At 33.9% G+C, this 540-nt stretch carries 1 protein-coding gene; it reads left to right on the top strand.

Annotated elements, in window-relative coordinates:
- Positions 1-252 precede the first annotated feature (252 nt).
- Positions 253-435 (top strand): hypothetical protein, encoded by a 183-nt coding sequence (locus ACYQ2O_RS12765; RefSeq protein ID WP_459796780.1) that lies wholly within the window; start codon positions 253-255, stop codon positions 433-435.
- Positions 436-540: the final 105 nt, after the last annotated feature.

The following is a 540-nucleotide window of genomic DNA, read 5'->3' as shown; positions in this document are numbered from 1 at the left end:
CTTTACCGGAGAGAGTTTTCGACTAAAGAATGCACTATCCAAACACAAATAACTAAAAGAATCTTTCAGGTGCAAAATTGTGTAGTTTATCGCTGCAATGTTGTGTAGAAAAGTCTTGCAAAATACAGTTTCTAATAATAATCTTCAAAATGTTGATTTAATAAAATGCATTAATTATACAATACTGTTTTTTAATCGATGGAGTATGATACAGCAAAGGTTAGCGTTCCGATAACTGAGGAGGGTATAAATATGTTTCGTACCAAAGAACTAGTCGTTCCTTCCGGTGCAGTTTTGAGTTTATTTATAGCAGGCTGCAAACAGACGAGAGAGGTTGAATATCAGAATCCGAATCTGGTTATCAACACGTTTACTCGCTCTTCAGGTACCTATGATCTTTCCCAATCACTAGATGATTGTAAAGAACAGTTATAAAATGTAGGAAAATGACAATGTAAAATTGTTGGTTTTCCTACATTTTTTATATACTCTTCTTATCCCCTATAGAATTGGAGTGGAATAGGAATGAGAAGAGATATC

The sequence above is a fragment of the Alkalibacterium sp. m-11 genome, from assembly GCF_054658155.1.
Note: the sequence above shows the minus strand (reverse complement) of the source record. Positions and strands in the feature narration are given on the sequence as shown.